Origin of the sequence: Halosimplex rarum (assembly GCF_047715405.1) — an archaeon.
Lineage (GTDB): Archaea > Halobacteriota > Halobacteria > Halobacteriales > Haloarculaceae > Halosimplex > Halosimplex rarum.
Map to the genome: position 1 here is coordinate 3,160,149 of NZ_CP180412.1, position 16,564 is coordinate 3,176,712.

At 68.4% G+C, this 16,564-nt stretch carries 15 protein-coding genes; 9 read left to right on the forward strand and 6 right to left on the reverse strand.

Annotated elements, in window-relative coordinates; translation table 11 throughout:
• Window positions 1-143: 143 nt before the first annotated feature.
• Complete coding sequence (locus ACMGFH_RS15130) at window positions 144-1,472, reverse strand: hypothetical protein (RefSeq protein ID WP_415379279.1); 1,329 nt, start codon at window positions 1,470-1,472, stop codon at window positions 144-146.
• 145 nt (window positions 1,473-1,617) lie between these two features.
• Between ACMGFH_RS15130 and ACMGFH_RS15135 the strand changes: the two genes are divergently transcribed.
• From ACMGFH_RS15135 to ACMGFH_RS15145, 3 genes are all read left to right on the forward strand, one after another.
• Window positions 1,618-2,976, forward strand: coding sequence for a helix-turn-helix transcriptional regulator (locus ACMGFH_RS15135; protein WP_415379280.1), 1,359 nt, complete (start codon window positions 1,618-1,620; stop codon window positions 2,974-2,976).
• A 100-nt stretch (window positions 2,977-3,076) separates the two neighbouring features.
• Window positions 3,077-3,868 (forward strand): electron transfer flavoprotein subunit beta/FixA family protein, encoded by a 792-nt coding sequence (locus tag ACMGFH_RS15140; RefSeq protein WP_415379281.1) that lies wholly within the window; start codon window positions 3,077-3,079, stop codon window positions 3,866-3,868.
• A complete protein-coding gene (locus ACMGFH_RS15145; protein WP_415379282.1) occupies window positions 3,865-4,818 on the forward strand; it encodes an electron transfer flavoprotein subunit alpha/FixB family protein in 954 nt (317 codons plus the stop codon). Before ACMGFH_RS15140 ends, ACMGFH_RS15145 begins: the two co-directional genes overlap by 4 nt.
• 247 nt (window positions 4,819-5,065) lie before the next feature.
• Here the strand turns inward: ACMGFH_RS15145 and ACMGFH_RS15150 are convergent, their stop codons facing one another.
• The gene (locus ACMGFH_RS15150) at window positions 5,066-6,280 is read right to left on the reverse strand and encodes a hypothetical protein (RefSeq protein ID WP_415379283.1); all 1,215 of its coding nucleotides are present in this window, start codon (window positions 6,278-6,280) and stop codon (window positions 5,066-5,068) included.
• Window positions 6,281-6,512: 232 nt separating this feature from the next.
• On the opposite strand from ACMGFH_RS15150, the gene ACMGFH_RS15155 reads away from it, so the two are divergent.
• Together ACMGFH_RS15155 and ACMGFH_RS15160 are read left to right on the forward strand one after the other, a co-directional pair.
• Complete coding sequence (locus tag ACMGFH_RS15155; RefSeq protein ID WP_415379284.1) at window positions 6,513-7,172, forward strand: HAD family hydrolase; 660 nt, start codon at window positions 6,513-6,515, stop codon at window positions 7,170-7,172.
• Between the two features lie 103 nt (window positions 7,173-7,275).
• Window positions 7,276-8,118, forward strand: coding sequence for a polyprenyl synthetase family protein (locus ACMGFH_RS15160; protein ID WP_415379285.1), 843 nt, complete (start codon window positions 7,276-7,278; stop codon window positions 8,116-8,118).
• A gap of 33 nt (window positions 8,119-8,151) precedes the next feature.
• Here the strand turns inward: ACMGFH_RS15160 and ACMGFH_RS15165 are convergent, their stop codons facing one another.
• Window positions 8,152-8,340: a hypothetical protein gene (locus tag ACMGFH_RS15165; RefSeq protein WP_415379286.1), complete on the reverse strand. Its 189-nt coding sequence runs from the start codon at window positions 8,338-8,340 to the stop codon at window positions 8,152-8,154.
• A gap of 89 nt (window positions 8,341-8,429) precedes the next feature.
• Entirely contained in the window at window positions 8,430-9,806 is a 1,377-nt protein-coding gene (locus ACMGFH_RS15170; protein WP_415379287.1) for a hypothetical protein, read from the reverse strand.
• Between the two features lie 146 nt (window positions 9,807-9,952).
• On the opposite strand from ACMGFH_RS15170, the gene ACMGFH_RS15175 reads away from it, so the two are divergent.
• From ACMGFH_RS15175 to ACMGFH_RS15190, 4 genes are all read left to right on the forward strand, one after another.
• Window positions 9,953-10,345 carry a hypothetical protein gene (locus ACMGFH_RS15175; RefSeq protein WP_415379288.1) on the forward strand — a complete coding sequence of 131 codons (393 nt, stop codon included), beginning with the start codon at window positions 9,953-9,955 and terminating at the stop codon, window positions 10,343-10,345.
• A 214-nt stretch (window positions 10,346-10,559) separates the two neighbouring features.
• Window positions 10,560-12,230: a thermosome subunit beta gene (gene thsB, locus ACMGFH_RS15180; RefSeq protein ID WP_415379289.1), complete on the forward strand. Its 1,671-nt coding sequence runs from the start codon at window positions 10,560-10,562 to the stop codon at window positions 12,228-12,230.
• A gap of 308 nt (window positions 12,231-12,538) precedes the next feature.
• Window positions 12,539-12,703 (forward strand): hypothetical protein, encoded by a 165-nt coding sequence (locus tag ACMGFH_RS15185; protein WP_415379290.1) that lies wholly within the window; start codon window positions 12,539-12,541, stop codon window positions 12,701-12,703.
• Window positions 12,704-12,797: 94 nt separating this feature from the next.
• The gene (locus ACMGFH_RS15190) at window positions 12,798-13,712 is read left to right on the forward strand and encodes a DMT family transporter (protein ID WP_415379291.1); all 915 of its coding nucleotides are present in this window, start codon (window positions 12,798-12,800) and stop codon (window positions 13,710-13,712) included.
• Window positions 13,713-13,768: 56 nt separating this feature from the next.
• Here the strand turns inward: ACMGFH_RS15190 and ACMGFH_RS15195 are convergent, their stop codons facing one another.
• Window positions 13,769-14,818 (reverse strand): AAA family ATPase, encoded by a 1,050-nt coding sequence (locus ACMGFH_RS15195; protein ID WP_415379292.1) that lies wholly within the window; start codon window positions 14,816-14,818, stop codon window positions 13,769-13,771.
• A gap of 71 nt (window positions 14,819-14,889) precedes the next feature.
• Window positions 14,890-16,551, reverse strand: coding sequence for a sulfatase-like hydrolase/transferase (locus tag ACMGFH_RS15200; protein WP_415379293.1), 1,662 nt, complete (start codon window positions 16,549-16,551; stop codon window positions 14,890-14,892).
• Window positions 16,552-16,564 lie beyond the last annotated feature (13 nt).

Below are 16,564 nucleotides of genomic sequence, written 5' to 3' on the forward strand. Positions count from 1 at the left end.
CGTGCGGACGCAGATGAGCGAGCCGTTTTGCTGCAGTTTGGTGCGCGAGCGACACTCGCAGCGAGGCCGAGGCTCGAACGGAGTGAGCGACTCGCTGCGAACGAGAGTAGCCGAGCGGAAACGGTGGACGCAGTACGACTCGCTCAGTTGGCGAAAAAGCGCTCGGTGACGGTCCGGCCGTCGTCGGTCGTGACCGTGATGCGAACGGCCTGGTGGGGCGTCAGCGTCCAGAGGCGCCCGTCGTCCCCGGTCGAGCCGACGTCGTCGCCGTTGACCGTGACGGTCGCGTCGATCGGCTCGTCGGTCTCGTTGTCGGTGACGGTGAGATGCATGGGTCCGGTGGCGTGGGTACGGTTAACCCGCAGATCGAGACCGTCACTGGAGTTGGTCGTCGTCTGCACCGGTAGCATAGCGAGTGGTTTGGTCTGGAACTCGCGGAAAACGGACTCCGTGCGGCCGTCGAGGTACGTGTCGAGCGAGCCGTGGGGGTGGCTAGTTCGGACGTAGTAGATGGATGTGTTTCCGATCGTCTCGACGTTAGGCCCCTGGCGGGCGTTACTACTGGCCCATGGATAGAGTTCGGCCATCCGACTGACGGCGGCTCTGACACCGAGAGGAGTGCTGTCCGTGACGAAGCGGTCGGGACCGACCTTGTCGCGGTTGTCACCGATGTACGCCTCGCGGTGATAAAGCGAGTCTTCTATCGACGAGAGCACGATACCGGTTGGCGAGGTGACCGAGTAGACCGACACCGCGTCGCTTTCGCCCGTCATCGCCTGCGCGATCTGCTGGCGAATCGGCCCGTGCAGCGAGAGCAGGTCGCCTTCGAGGTTGTTCATCTTCGTCTTCAGGTCAGAGGGAAGCGCCAGCCCAGTGGCTTGATTGATCCTGTTGAATTGTGATTCAATGGCACGCGCAGACGCGTCTATCTCCGCCAGTTCCCGGTAGAACGCTTCGGTGTCCAGGTCGCCGCTGTTGTAGTCGTCGATGACGCGGTTCCGGCGCAGTTCGAGTTGCTGGACGCGGCGTTCGAGCCGGTCGACCTCCGAGCGGAGCACGTCCATCCGCGCGTCGCGACCGGTGGTGTTCCCGAGCCGCTGTTCGAACGTAAGCGACGCGTACTCGCCTCTAAGTTCAGTAACGTCCTGTTGAACCGCGCCGCCGATGTTCAGCGAGGCGCGCTCGTGGTCGCTCCGTTCGACCGCCTCCTCGCGGATCCCGAGGTAGTTCGACGTGTTCGCCTGCAAGCGCGCGCTCGCGAGCACGCCGTCAGTCGTCGCGGATGGCCCCTCGACAGGGGACACGAGGGCCGTCATTCCATCTGCCGTCGGGCCGGCGGCCGATCCGGCGGAGGGCGCGGCCGGGCTCGCCGCCGGGGCCGGCGTCGTCGAGACAGCGGCGACGTGGGTCACCGGTGCCAGAACGAGGGCTGCGGCGAGGAGCGCGAGGAGGACAGGGCGGTTCCGTGACATCGTCACGGACACTTTCATCCCCGATTACAAAAACCCATCTACTCTCAACGAGCGTGCGAGGGGTCGAGAAGGGCGCAGACGTTTCAAAAGCACCGGAGACGTTTTAATGGAAAGCGTTTTCCCCGAGGCCAGGGATGAGTCGAATATGTCCCCGCGGTCGTTCGTCGCAGTCGTCACAGCCCTCCTCCTTCTGGCGGGGGTCGCACCAGCGGCTGCGCTCGTCGGGGCGCCGACGAATCCGAGCGGCGGTGGCGCGGTCGCCGACGCGGCCGCGCTCCCGCACAACAGTTCGCTCGACCCGGGCGACTGGGAGATGCGGATCGACATGGCGGCGAACGGCGACGCGCAGTGGCGGGTGAAGACCGTCGTCCCCGTCGAGGACGGCGACCGGCAGGCCTTCGCGGATCTGGTCGAGCGGTTCAACGAGAGCGAGGACCCCCTGGGCCTCGACACCTTCAGGATGGCCGCCACGAACGCGAGCGAGGCGACCGGCCGATCGATGGAGATCAGAAACGTCCAGCGCCACCACGCGCGACACAACGAGACCGGTGCGCTGTGGATCACGTTCACGTGGACGAACTTCGGCCGCACGAGCGGCGACCGCCTCGCTGTCGGCGACGTCTTCAACGCGAGTTCGAGCAATCCGCTCCCCGAACTCAAGGTGGGAGAGACGCTCGTCATCGTCCCGCCCGATGGGTACGGCGTCACTAGTGCGCCGACGGGAGGCAGCTCCGCCCCATCGAGCCTCTCGAACGGGGTCGCGCGCTGGAGCGGACCGCAGGACTTCGTCGACCGCGGGCCGTGGATCGTCTACTCCGGCGACGCGCCGACGGCGACGCTGACTCCCACGACCGCACCGCGGAACGGTACGGTGACACCGACCGGCGACGGCCCGGGCACGTCGCCCGGAGGCCCGGGAGGCGACGGCCTGCTCCAGGGCGCGCTCCCGATGGTCGTGCTGATCGTGCTGGCGGCGGCGAGTGCCGCGGTACTCGCGGCCTACATGCGCGGCGACGACGACGGATTCGATGGACTCGGCGCGATCGTCGGATCCGGCGGGGAGGACGGCGGGTCGAGCGCGACAGCCGACTCCGACGGCGCGCCCGATCCCGATACCGGCGTCGAGGTGGACGCGTCCAGCGGGAGCACCGCCGCGGCTGAGAACGGGAGCGGGGCCGGGAACGCCGCGTCCGCCGGCGGGAGCGCGGCGGGCGCGAGCGCGACCAGTACGAGCGAAGCCGCAGACGGCGCCGACGACTCGGCGGACGAGGAGATCGACGAGGAGTTGCTCAGCGACGAGGAGCGCGTCGAGCGGTTGATCGAGCACAACGGCGGGCGGATGAAACAGGCCGCCATCGTGCAGGAGACGGGCTGGTCGAACGCCAAGGTGTCGCAGTTGCTCTCCGCGATGGACGACGACGGCCGGATCGACAAGCTCCGGATCGGTCGGGAGAACCTCATCTCGTTCCCCGACGAGGACGTCGCCGACCTCGACTCCGAGTGAGCGGCGGACCGGCCGGAGCGGGATTCACGACGGCGAAAACGGCGAACAACGGGCTGATCCTCGGAAACGTTTAACCCGCGACCGGGCCAAGGGTTCCTGCATGAAAGTCCTCGTCACAGTCACGGACGTGGCAGTCGTCGACGACGAGTTCGAGATCGACGGGCTCGACGTCGACGAGCGCTACCTCACTTACGAGCTCAACGAGTGGGACGACTACGCCGTCGAGGAGGCCGTCCAGATCGCCGAGGCCGGGGACGACGTGGAGGTCGTGACCGTCACCGTCGGTCCCGAACGCTCCGAGGAGGCTATCAGGAAGGCGCTGGCGAAGGGCGCCGACCGCGCGGTCCGCGTCTGGGACGACGCCATCGCCGAACGGGACCTGCTCGACGCCGAGACCAAGGCCGACCTCCTCGCGGGCGTCGCCCGCGAGGAAGATCCCGATCTGGTCCTCTCGGGGGTCCAGAGCGGTGACGACAGCTTCGCGGCCACGGGCGTCGCGCTCGCGGAGAAGCTCGATATGGAATGGGCCGCGGTCGTCAACCAGCTCGACCTGGACACGGGCGGGGGCGTCGCTTCCGTCCACCGCGAGCTGGAGGGCGGCGTCGACGAGTTGACCGACGTCGAGCTGCCGGCCGTGCTGACCATCCAGACGGGGATCAACGAGCCCCGCTACGCCAGCCTCCGGGGGATCCGCCAGGCCCAGAACAAGCCGCTCGACGTGAAGTCGCTGGGCGACCTCGGTCTCGACGAGGGCGCGCTGGAGACGCCGCTGCGGTGGACGGCGACCTACGAGCCCGAGAGCGAAGGCGACGCCACCGTCTTCGAGGGCGGCCCCGACGAGACGGCCGGTGAACTCGCCGGCGTACTCCGCGACCAGGGGGTGGGTCAATGACGGTCCTCGCCGTCGCGGAGCACCGCCGCGGCGAACTGCGAGACGTCAGTCACCAGTTGGTCACGGCCGGTCGCGAACTCGCGGACGCGGTCGGGTCGGAACTGCACGTCGCCGTCGTCAGCGGCGACGTCGAGACCTTCGGCGAGGCGCTGACCCGCGAGGGCGTCGACGCCGTCCACACCGTCGACTACGGCGAGGAGTTCAACCACGACGTGTACGTCCAGGCCGTCGAGGCGCTGGCGACCGACCTCGACCCGGCGTACCTGCTCCTCCCGCACACGGTCAACGGGCTCGACTACGCGCCGGCGGTCGCCGAGCGTCTAGGCTACCCGCTGGTCACCGACGCCGTCGATCTGGCCGTCGACGGGGCCCTGGAGGTCACCCGCGAGATGTACGGCTCGAAGGTCGAGACGACCATCGATATCGAGAGCCAGCCCGCAGCGGTGACGGTCCGCCCGGCCGAGTGGCCCGCCGCGCCGGGCGGTGGCGACGCCGTCGTCGAGCCGTTCGACGTGAGCATCGACGAGAGCGCCGTCCGCTCCACCGTGACCGGGTTCGAGGAAGCGGCCGGCGGCGACGTGGACATCTCGGAGGCAGACGTGCTCGTCTCCGTCGGTCGCGGCATCGAAGAGGAGGACAACCTCGACATCATCTACGACCTCGCGGAGGCGATGGACGCCACGGTCTCGGCGTCGCGTCCCGTCGTCGACAACGGCTGGCTCCCGAAGAACCGGCAGGTCGGACAGAGCGGGAAGGTCGTGACCCCCGACGTGTACCTCGCTATCGGCATCTCCGGCGCGGTCCAGCACGTCGCCGGGATGAAAGGCGCCGACACGATCATCGCGATCAACAAGGACCCCAACGCGCCGATCTTCGACATCGCCGACTACGGCATCGCCGACGACCTGTTCGAAGTGGTGCCCGCGTTGACCGAGCAGTTCGGCGGGTAGCGTCCGGCGAGGCGCGACGCGTCGAGCCGGTTCGCCGCGCCGAGCGAAGCGAGGGGCGGGATTTTTCACCCATGTTTTTGCACGAGCGGGTCGCGAACGCAGGGAGCGACCCCGAGTGGAAAAAGATGGTACTGGCATCGCCGACGACCTGTTCGAAGTGGTGCCCGCGTTGACCGAGCAGTTCAGCGAGTAACGTCCGACGAGTGAAGTCGGGGATCCAGAGTGGTTCGCCGCGCCCGAAATCGTCTCAGAGTCGGCTGTGTTCGCGGAGTAGCGGGAACATCCCGTCTCTGATCTGAACGAAGACGAACTCCTCGAAGGTGGACGTCTGCTCGGGTAACTCGTTGACACCGTACGTGAGCGTCCGGTCGCCGACGTAGGAGAGATAGAGCGTGTCCCCTTCGCCCACGGACTCCGAGACAGAGCCGCGACCGAAGCCGGTTCGGCTGTCGAGGAGCACGTCCAGCTGCTCGACGGCTGCGCCGTTCGTCACGTCGAGTCGGAGGACCTGGCCGTCCTCGACGACCTCCGATTCGAACCGGTATCCGTTCTCGACGGCAGTGTCGTACCACTCCGGTTCCGACACGTCGGTTTCGCCGACGCCGCTGAACGACACGGTGAGTGTGATGCGCACGGTCTGGTCGCCGTCGGTGGCCGTGATGTCGTACTCGTACCGGCTCAGATAGCCAGCCTGCGTGAGAAAGAGCCGCGCCTGAAACTCTTTGACGGCGTCCCCGCCGACGAGGCGAAGGGCGGACTGCTCGTCGGCAGCCGCCGCCGCCACGTATTTCGCGACCGGCATACCGTTCTGTTCCACGACCTCCTCGACCCCGCCCCACTCTCCGGCTTGAAGAAGGAGTTCGAGCTGCTCGGTGCCGAGCGCCTGGTCCGGTGACGGGCCGCTGGAGTCGATCCGGTATCGCTGCTCGAAGCCGGCGTCCATCTGGACGAAGGCGTTCGACTCCGACGCGGGGGCCCACAGCGTTTCGGTCACGTCGCCCGTGTCCCGCTCCTGAAAGACGCCGGCCGAGCCGACTCGCTTGGTCACGTCGATCTGGCTGGCAGGACTGTTCGAGCGGTCACGCTGTCCGCCCTCCGTGATAGTGACCGATCCCGCGTCGGTGATCGCCCCGCTGTGGGCGGAGAGGACCGACGCCGAGATGCCGTCCGCTGTCGCCCCGTCTGCGTACTCGAACTCCTCGACGGTGGGGAGCGGTTCCTCGGTCGGCGTTGGCGTGGCCGTCGGCGTGGGCGTGGCCGTGGGGGTCGGCGACGGGGTGGCGGTCGCTGTCGCCGTCGGTGTCGGTGTCGGGGAATCCGTCGCGGCCGGCGGCGTGTCGGTGCCCTCACCGCCACCAGAACACCCGGCGATCACTGCCGCCGCCAGGATGCCACTACTCCGTAGAATCGCTCGTCGACTAACTGACTCGTCGTCTTCGCCGTCTAACTCGTTGTCGACCATCAGGCTGATTCTCTGGAGTGGCCGTAAATAGGTTGCCAACTGGCCAGAGTTACGTACCGATTGCACTAATTATTGTCAACGTTAACGATATAGTTGATCAGAACCACAGGGTGGGGACGCAGATAGCGCGTCTTTCGGGGTGACGCACGCCGCGTCCCGGACGAAAAGAGCGGTACCGGATCCGGAGGGTCGCACACGCCATCTTTATCAGCCCGCGTTCATAATTGCACGTATGACTTACGATACCGTCGTGTTCGACAACGACGGTGTCCTCGTCGGCCGGACGCATTTCGACGTTCTCCGCGAGGCTACCGAAGAGACGTTTACACAGTTCGGCGTGACCGACCCCGACCCCGATCACGTCGAGGACATGACCATCGGCGCGACGCCCGAGCAGGTCCAGGCCGTCAGCGACGTGTACGGCTTCGAACCGGACCAGTTCTGGCGGGCTCGCGACAGCACCGTCTCGGGCGCCCAGCAGGAAGAGGCGCGCGCGGGACGGAAGACGCCCTACGACGACGTTCACACGCTCGAAGACCTGGACGTGGCGACGGGGATCGTCAGCTCGAACCAGCAGGAGACGGTCGACTTCCTGCTGGAGCACTTCGAGATCGACGGGCTGTTCGAGACGGCGTACGGCCGCGAGGCGACCATCGAGAGCCTCACCCTGCGCAAGCCCCACCCGCACTACATCGAGCGCGCGCTGTCAGATCTGGACGCGGAGTCGGCGCTGTACGTGGGCGACAACGAGTCCGACATCGAGGCCGCGGAGAACGCCGGCATCGACTCGGCGTTCATCCGCCGGCCGCACCGCCACGACTGGGACCTCAACGTGTGGCCCACCTGGGACCTCGACTCGCTGGACGACCTCCACGACATCTGCGCCGTCTGAGCGCGGGCGAAATCCCGCAGACCGCTCCGCCGTCGAGGCTCGCTTCGGGACCGGTGGCTGGGCTTCGTCAGCTACAAGCCGCAGCGAACCCGAGTCCCCGGTGATGGAGTACCTGGAGAGTCGTCGGGGACGCGTCGAGGAGCGGCTGGAGGAGGTTCTCGACGGGGTCGAGCCCGACGAACTCGGCGAGGAGGTGCGCCACGTCGTGCTGTCGGGGGGCAAGCGGGTGCGACCGACGGTGACGGTGCTGGTCTGCGAGGCGCTGGGCGGCGACGTCGACACGGCGGTCGAGTTCGCGGTGGGGATCGAACTCGTCCACAGCGCGTCGCTGGTCGTCGACGACATCATCGACCGCTCGGAGCTTCGCCGCGGGACGCCCAGTGCCTGGGCCGAGTACGGCCACGGCCCGGCGATCATCGCCAGCGACGGGCTGCTCGGCGAGGCGTTCGCCCTCTTCTCGGCCAACGAGCGCGCGATGCAGGCCGTCTCGGAGTCGATGGTCGAACTCGGCGAGGGCGAGGCCACGGAACTGGTCGCCCAGCCGGCCAGCGAGGACGACTACATGGAGCTCGCGCGGCGGAAGACGGGCGCGCTGTTCCGCGCGGCGGCGGAACTCGGCGCCATCGCGGCGGGAGCCGACGCCTACACCGTCGAGAACTTCGGCAAGTACGCCGAGCGCGTCGGCGTCGCCTTCCAGATGCGCGACGACGTGCTCGACGCGACGGCGGACGCCGACGAGCTGGGCAAGCCCACCGGCCACGACGCCGCGATGGAGCGCCCCTCGCTCGTCCAGGTGGCCGACCTGACGCCCGAAGAGGCCAACGAGCGCGCCCGCGAGCAGTCCCAGGTCGCGCTCGACGCGCTCGCGGCCGTCGACGCCGACGACTCGAAGGCGATGGACTACTTGCGCGACCTCGCGGAGTTCGTCGTCGTGCGCGAGCGGTGAGCGCCGGTCGGATTTTTGCGGTCGTCCGAGTCGCTATTCGTCGTCCGACGTCTCCGCCGTCTCGACGACGGCCTCGGCGCCGCAGTCGGGGCAGTAGTCGTGGTTCGTCGTGAACCGCGCGTCGCACTCCTCGCACCGGTAGTCGTACTGCTCCTCGGCCGACTCCACGGCCGTCTGTTTGAACTGCTCGACCTCCCGGCCGAGCCGGTTGAAGATGCCCATCTTCTCTGAGCGGAGGGGACAGAGCGGGATAAGCGTTCGCTGGGGCGCCTCGCCGAGAGAGCTTCCGCTCGGGATGCTCCGACTTCTCGTCACCGAACAGCGTCTTCGGCGCCCGGCACGTCGTCGGTCGGGCCCTCTGTCGCTCCGTCCCCGGCGAGTCGAGTCACGAGCACGCCGCGGAGCGAGTGCGGGCTGTGCTCGCGGACGACCAGGAGCATGTTGCCGGCGAAGAGTGCGAAGCCGACGGTCGCGAGGGCGCCCGCGCCGGCGGTGACCGCGGAGGGGAGTCCCAGCGCGTCGGCGAGGACGAGGCCGGTCGCGCCCGCGAGGATACACGCGAAGTCGGCGGCGGCGACGCGGTCGTCGTAGAGGTCGTCGATCATGGGAACCTGTTCGTACCCCAGCAGGTCGCTGTAGCGGTGGACCCAGACGATGAACGGGACGACGTGATACAGCGTCCCGAGGACGACGAAGCCGACGACGCCGAAGACGAGCAGGTGCGGCGGGCCGCCGCCGAATCGCGCGGTCGGCGCGAGCGGGTCGACGAACCAGGCGCGGGCCGCGAGGAGCGCCCACGCAGCCATCGCGGCGGCAACGACGGCGTACCGCGAGAGCATCGGCGTCCACTCGACCTGCGTCTCGACCAGTCGGCGGGCGAGGACCGCGGCGAATCCCAGGAGCGCGGCGGCGACGAGGAGCCCGCCGACGCGAGCGACGGGGGCGGACCCGAGGAGTCGGCCGCCGGCGAGCACAAGGACGCCGACGGGGTACCCGACTTCCTCGAACCGGCGGAGGTGTCGGTCGACGCCGTGTAATTCGGTCTGGGTGAACATCGTAGCGAGCTGGTAGAGCGCGCCCAGCACCGTCGTGAGGACGGCGCCGAACACGGCGAGCGTGGCGTGGGCGGCGGTCAGTCGCGGCGGGCTGACGGGCGTTCCGGCGAGAAACGGGACGGCGTAGTTCATCGCGAGCGCGAATCCCATCGGCGGGACGACGGCGAAGAAGCCGAGGGCGAGCGCGAAGTGGCGCTCGGTCACGTCCCAAGGGCGCGCGGGCAGGAGCGTGCGCCCGAGATTGTAGACGAACGTCCAGAAGCCGAGCAGGGCGAGGCCGCCGAAGGCGTGGACCCACCCGAGCGTCCCGGTCGCGAACGTCGCGGCCATGCCGCCGACGCCGGCGGCCACGAGCCACAACTGCGCGGTGGCCAGCCGCTGGGAGTGCAGCGGGGCGTTCGACCACACGGGCACGAACTGCGTCATCGCGCCCATGATCGTCACGCAGACCCAGCCCGCCAACAGGAGGTGGACGTGCGCGAGCGCGGACAGCCCCGGCAGGGCGCCGACAGCGTCGAGCACGCCCATCGCTCCCCCCGCGACGAGCAGGGCCAGCCCGACCAGGAAGTGCCGGAGCGGGACCGTCATCGGCGGCTGCCGGTCGGTGTCGACCTCGCCCGGAATCGCGCTCATGGGCGACCGTACGCCCCCCGCGTTCCTCGGCCTGTGGCCGAACACGTTCGCATCGGGACGCCGATGGATCCGGTAGCGACTGGCGGGCGACCGGGCGACGCGACAGCCGCCCGGACATATAAGCCAGTTGCAACCCACGGATCGGTATGGGAGACCGCCGTCCCAACTACGCGCTCGTCCCGTTCCAGCAACACCTCGGGCAGAACGAGGAGAGTCTCGCGGTCCCGTGGGCCGAGTTCGTCGGCGACGAGACCGACGAACTGGAGTTCACCGTCCCGACAGACGACGCCACCGACGCGTACCTCGAACTGCAGGCCTACGACGTCGAGGAGTACGGCCACGAGATCCGGGTCAACGGCGCCGCGCTGTCCGGGTTCGACATCCCGCCCAACGAAGGGTGGCAGCACTGGATGGACACACTCTCCGGGATCGAACTCACCGAGGGAACGAACACGATCAAGATCGAACGCGACGCCACGACAACCGACGCGTTCGTCGTCGGCGTCGTCACCATCCACTGGAAAGAACCCGTGGACTGAGCGGCCCCGCGAGCCCTCGCGTTTGTTCTCACTCGACAACGTATAAACCCCTGTGGTACGCGGTCGCACACGTCGGTAGCTGGTGACGCACTCGAAGCGGTCAGCGGACGCGATATGCCGGTTATCGGGAGGTACACGACGGCTCCGGCCGGCTCGTCCGTCGCCCTCGAACACCCACTTTTATATAGAAGCACATTCATACTTCCGTACGAATATGAGTCAGCAGCGAATGCAGGGTCAGCCCATGATCATTCTGGGCGAGGACTCCCAGCGCATGAAGGACAAGGACGCGCAGAGCCACAACATCTCGGCGGCCCGAGCGGTCGCCGAGTCGGTCCGCTCCACACTCGGACCGAAGGGGATGGACAAGATGCTCGTCGACTCCCTCGGCGACGTGACCGTCACGAACGACGGCGTGACCATCCTCACCGAGATGGACATCGACAACCCGACGGCCGAGATGATCGTCGAGGTCGCCGAGGCCCAGGAGGACGAGGCCGGTGACGGCACGACCACCGCCGTCGCCATCGCGGGCGAGCTCCTCAAGAACGCCGAGGACCTCCTCGAGCAGGACATCCACCCGACCTCGATCATCCGCGGCTTCAACATGGCCAGCAAGAAGGCCAAATCGGAGATCGGCGAGATCGCGACCTCCGTCGACCCCAGCGACGAGGAGATCCTCGAGAGCGTCGCCGAGACGTCCATGACCGGCAAGGGCGCCGAGCTCAACAAGGACGTCCTCGTCGACCTCGTCGTTGACGCCATCCAGGCGGTCACCGTCGAGGCCGACGACGGGAGCCACGTCCCGGACCTGCAGTTCCTCAACATCCAGACCCAGACCGGCCGCTCGGTCGCCGACTCCGAGCTGCTGACCGGCGGCACCGTCGACAAGGACGCCGTCCACAGCGACATGCCCTCGACCGTCGAGGACGCCGAGGTCCTCCTGCTGGACACCCCCATCGAGGTCGAGGAGACCGAGACGGACGCCCAGCTCAACCTCGACAGCCCCGACCAGCTCCAGGACTTCATCGAGCAGGAGGAACAGCGCCTCCAGGAGATGGTCCAGACCATCAAAGAGGCCGGCGCCAACGTCGTCTTCTGCCAGAAGGGCATCGACGACATGGCCCAGCACTACCTCGCCAAGGAGGGCATCCTGGCGGTCCGCCGCGTCAAGAAGTCCGACATCGAGTTCGTCTCCGAGGTCCTCGAGACGAACATCGTCTCCGACATCGACTCGGTCACGTCCGACGACGTCGCCAGCGGCTCCGTCCGCCGCGACGAGGACGACGACATGTTCTACGTCGAGGGCAGCGGCCACGGCGCGACCCTCATCCTGCGCGGCTCGACCGACCACGTGGTCGACGAGCTCGAGCGCGGCATCAACGACGCGCTCGACGTCGTCGCCTCGACCGTCGCCGACGGCCGCGTCCTCGCGGGCGGCGGCGCCACCGAGGTCGAACTCGCCGGCCGCGTCCGCGACTACGCCGACTCCGTCGAGGGCCGCGAGCAGCTCGCCGTCGAGGCCTTCGCCGACTCCCTGGAGCTCGTCCCGCGCGTGCTCGCCGAGAACGCCGGCCTCGACTCCATCGACACCCTCGTCGACCTACGCGCCGCCCACGAGGACGGCGACGAGCACGCCGGCCTGAACGTCCACTCCGGCGACGTCGTCGACACCTTCGAGGCCGGCGTCGTCGAGCCGGCCCACGCCAAGGAACAGGCCGTCTCCTCGGCCTCCGAGGCCGCGAACCTCGTCATGAAGATCGACGACATCATCGCTGCCGGCGACCTCTCGACCTCGGGCGGCGAGGAAGAAGGCGCGGGCGGCCCCGGCGGCGCCCCGGGCGGCATGGGCGGCATGGGCGGCGGTATGGGCGGCATGATGTAGGACCATGTTTTTGCCGCTCGGGTGTCCTCGGCGCGCTTCGCGCGCCTGTGGGCACCGCTCGCGGCAAAAACATGGGTGAAAAAGGCCGGTCGCTCCCTGCGGTCGCGACCGGTGTCTCGCGGAGTGTAACGACGCGAGGCTCGTCAGAGCGGAGCTCTGACGGTGAACCGGCGGCCTGACGGCCGCCGGACGCTTACCCGTCGACCGCTGCATCGTCTCCGCGAACCGCCGACGGCTCCCGACACCTCCCACACGTCGGCTTCCGCGACGCCCGATACTTTTTGCGCGCTCGCCGCGTTTCGTCGCGTATGTCTCCCGCCAGTTACACCTGTCAGTGCGGGGCGACGCTGCGGTACAAACAGGACCTCGTCAAGGAGCAGGGCGACGTGTATCCAACGTGGAAGTGTCGCGACTGCCTCTCAGAAGTGCCGAGCGTCAGAGCCGAACAGATCAAACACCAGCACCCGTCGTAGGTCGTGCGGTGACTGCCGTAAGCTGCGACAACGCCCGTCGGACTCGGTGGTATCTCCCCGTTACTTAACACCGCGTGAGAACTGGTCGAGCGGTATGTCCCGGTCGCGAACGCTGGCCCTGTTCGCCGTCGTCACGGTGGTCTACGGGACCGCGTTCCCGGCGGTCAAGACGGGGCTCGACTTCCTCCCGCCACTGCTGTTCGTCGCGGCGCGGAACTACCTCGCCGCGGTGCTCCTCCTGGGGTACGTCGGTCTCACCGCGGAGTATCGGACCCCGCGGACCCGGGGGGACTGGGCGGCCGTGCTGACCGGGGGCGCGTTCCTGATGGGCGGGGTCGGGTTCGGATTCGTCGGCCAGCAGTTCATCACGAGCGGCGTGGCCGCCATCATCTTCAGCCTGTCCCCGATCGTCACCGGTCTGCTCGCCTGGCCGCTCCTCCCAGACGAGCGACTCGCCGGTCGTGACTACCTCGGGGTGCTCCTCGGGTTCCTCGGCGTCGCGATCATCGTCCGGCCCGACCCGTCGGCGCTCGTCGACCCGGCCGTCGTCGGCAAACTGCTGGTGTTCGTCGGCGTCAGCGTCGTCGCCCTCGGAACGGTCCTCGTGAGGCGGAGTCGGCCCGAGATGCCGATCCCGGCGCTGACCGGCTGGGCGATGGTGATCGGGGCGACGATCCAGGTCGGGTTCGCCGTCGCGATCGGCGAGTCGCTGGCAGCCGTCCGCGTGACGCCGCTGGCGATCGGGATGGTGGGCTACCTCGGCGTCTTCCCCGGCGCGATCGGGTTCGTGCTGTATCTCACGCTCATGGCGGAAGTGGGTGCGCTGAAGGCGAACCTCGTGACGTACCTCACGCCAGTCGTCGCGCTCGTCGTCGGCTGGCTGTTCCTCGCCGAGCGGGTGCAACCGGTGACACTGCTCGGCTTCGGCGTCATCGTCGCCGGGTTCGCGTTACTGGAGAGTCGAGAATTGGCCGGCGAACTCGCGAAATATCGCGGGCTCGTCCGGTGAGTCGGACCGCCGTGCCACCCGGATCCCGTCGCGGGCGCCCGGGGTGACCCGGGTCGCTATCGACCCATCCCGAACCGCCGGTGGCGAAGTTCGGGCGTGATCTGGATGCGGTCGATCTCCTGGCCGGTGCGGTACCAGACGAACGCGGCGCGGGTGAACAGCTCGCGGCACTCGATGCGGACCTCCCGCGGGATGCCCTCGCTGCGCTCCCCGACGTCTCGGATGGCTGCCTCCGTGAACAGTTCCGCGGGCTGGTCCTCGTAGGGCTCGCCGCGGAAGTAGGCGAACGAGCGGGCGATGTACTCGGCGATGTCCTCGGCGTCGAACGGCTCGATCCCCTCGTAGTAGCGCAGTCGGGAGTCGAGCGTCCCGCGGAGGTCGGCGACGCGCTCTTTCCCCTCGGGCGTCCCCATCAGGAAGAGTCGAACGCCCATGTCGCCCGCGACCTGCAACGTCGAGAGAATCTCGGCGGGCAGGACCTCGATCTCGTCAACGAGGAGCAAGATGGTCTTCCCGTCGGCGCGGACCTCCTCGACGAGTTCGCGGGCCGCTTCTTTCGCGTCTTCGGTCGCCCACGGGACGCCGTCGCGGGTCTGCCAGTAGTCCCGGTCCTCGATCTCGTAGCCCGCCGCCTCGATCGTCGTCTGGATCGTCGCGTAGAGTTTGCGGGGCGTGGTCTCGCGCGGGTTGTCGAGGATGGCGACGACGAAGTCGTCGTGTTCGCCCAGGTCGCGGCGAACGATCTCGCGGAAAGCCGTCTTGCCGGTGCCGTAGTGGCTGACGAGGCCGATGTGCTGTTCCTGAAGCAGCCAGCCGGTCACCTGGTTGAGCATCTCCGTGTCGTGGCGGACGTAGAGCGGTTCGGGCATCTGGTCGGTGCCCGCCTCCTCGGTGAAAGGGAGGTCCGCGACGGTCTCGGGGTCGCCCCCCAGCGCCCGTCCGAACGCGAGCAGGCGCTCTTCGACCTCCGAGAGCTGGTCCAGCAGGATCCCCTGGCTGCGTTCCTCGTCGTCGTCGAGCGACCGTATCTTCTCGACCAGGTCCCCGACGGATTCGGTGTCCCCCGCGCGCCCGTCCGCCGTCAGCCGGTCAGTGTCGTCTGTCATGCTGTTCGTCCGATCGGTCTTGGGTTTGCCGCGCGGACGGATAGCTTTTCTGACGGCGACTCCGGGAGCGCTCACTCCGCGACCGTGAACGCCCCCACCTGCGGCTCGCTCTCCTCGAACCCGTACCGGACGGCCTTCGCGCGGACGATCGTCTCACCCGCTGGCAGGTCGACCGGACCGGTGTAGAGGGTCCACTGCGGGTCGCTGCCGTCGTCGTCGACCAGCTCCTCCGAGAACGCGTAGGCGACGGAGGCGCCCTGCGTGGCGCAGTAGAGTGAGAGGGTCGCCGGTGCTTCCAAGCTCAGCCCGTCTGTTCTGGCCTCGCGCTCGTCGTGGTCGGGCGCGTTGACGACGAACCGCGGCGCGGCGGTCTTGGGCTGTTCCTCGCCGCGGTAGCGCTCCCACACCATCTCGGCCTCGGCGACGTCGCCGGCGTCGTCGACCCGCTCACGCCACTCGTCCAGTGCGTCGCGGAACCGCTGGAGGGTGTCCGAATACTCCGAGTCACCTGCGAGGTTGTCGACCTCGTGGGGGTCCGCGCGGAGGTCGTAGAGTTCCTCGGCGGGCCGACGGGCGTCGAACCACTGCTCGGCGCCCTCCAGTTCGCCCTCTCGGGCGCGCTCCAGGATCTGGCGCATCACCGGGTGGCGGTTCCGGAAGGGGATCCACTGGCGGTAGGGGGTCCCCGGGCGGTAGTGGCGGACGTACTTGAACCGGTGGTCGCGGACGGCCCTGACCATGTCGTAGGACTCGTCGTAGCGGTCGCGCGTGGCGAAGACGTACTCGCGCTCCGTGGCGTCCGGGCCGAGAAACTGCCGACCGCCCGCGTACTGGGGCACGTCGAGGCCGCAGGCGGCCATCGTCGTCGGACCGAGGTCCATCATGCTCACGAGTCGGTCGTCGACACCCCCGTCGTCAACCTCGCCCGGCCAGCGGACGACGAGGGGGACGTGGATCCCCCCGTCGTATGGCCAGCGCTTGCTCCGGGGGAGCCCCTCGCCGTGGTCGCTCCAGAGCACGACGATGGTGTCCGCTGCCAGTCCGTCCGCGTCGAGCCGGTCGAGGAGATCCCCGACCCACTCGTCCGAGCGGGCGACGTTGTCGTACTGCCGGGCGATGGCCAGACGCGTCTCCTCAGTGTCGGGCAGGTAGGGCGGCACCTCGACGGCGGCGGGGTCGGTCTCGTGGTCGGCGACTGCGCCGCCGAACTGGTCGTCGGTGCCCGGTTCGGTCGGGTCCCACTGGCCGCTCTCGTGGGTGACGCCGTTGGTGAACATGGCGAAGAAGGGCTGGTCGGGGTCGCGGGCGTCGTCCCGCCAGTCGGCGCCCGACCCGTGGTGATCCCACATCGTGAACGGGGTGCCGAACTGGTAGTCGGCCTTCTCGTCGAGCGTGCAGTAGTAACCGGCCTGCCGGAAGTACTCGGGGACGGCGGTGACGTAGTGGGGCGGCACGGCCTCGTAGGGCGTCGGGAGTTGGGGGGCGTCGTCGTTGGTGTGGGTCGTCCGCATGTGGTGGGCGCCGACGGCGTTCTGGTGACAGCCGGTCATGATGGCGGCACGGCTGGGCGCGCAGACCGGCGCGGTCGAGAACGCGTTGGGGTAGCGCCGACCGTCGGCCGCGAGACCGTCGATGTTTGGCGTTCGGGCGAGGTCGTCACCGTAACACCCCAGGCGCGGCGTCGTGTCTTCCATCGCAATCCAGACGACGTTCGGCCGGTCGGCGTCGGGCATACCGGATCGCCGC